The organism is Streptomyces sp. NRRL F-5755 (assembly GCF_001279365.1).
GTDB lineage: Bacteria > Actinomycetota > Actinomycetes > Streptomycetales > Streptomycetaceae > Streptomyces > Streptomyces rimosus.
In genome coordinates this window covers 1-503 of sequence record NZ_LGCW01000182.1, presented here as the reverse complement: position 1 = coordinate 503, position 503 = coordinate 1, and the positions used below count along the sequence as shown (strand labels likewise).

The 503-nt window shown below is 64.0% G+C and carries 1 protein-coding gene; it reads left to right on the top strand.

What is annotated here, in order from left to right; genetic code table 11:
• Nucleotides 1-503: Ig-like domain-containing protein (locus ADK86_RS16775; RefSeq protein ID WP_199834421.1), on the top strand; the 503-nt coding region annotated here is incomplete at both ends.

Here is a 503-nt window from a genome sequence, read left to right as displayed (position 1 = left end):
GAGAACAAGAAGCCCGTCGAGGGCACCCTCGCCGCCGACGGCAGCTCCTGGAAGCCGAAGAAGCAGCTGGAGCGCTCGACCAAGTACACGATCACCGCCCATGCCGCCGACTCCGAGGGCCGCAAGGCGGTGGAGCACTCGACCTTCACCACGGTCTCCCCGAAGAACAGCTTCATAGGGAACTACACCCCGGAGGACGGCTCGACCGTCGGTGTCGGCATGCCGGTGTCGGTCAACTTCGACAAGCCGGTGAAGAACAAGAAGGACGTCCAGTCCGCGATCAAGGTGGCGTCCAGCAGCAACCAGGAGATCGTCGGCCACTGGTTCGGCGACCAGCGCCTGGACTTCCGCCCCAAGGACTACTGGAAGCCGAATTCCAAGGTCAGCGTGGACATGAAGCTGGACGGCGTCGAGGCCGCGCCCGGCGTCAAGGGCGTCCAGAACAAGAAGGTCAACTTCCAGATCGGCCGTTCCCAGGTCAGCACGGTGGACGCCAAGACCCA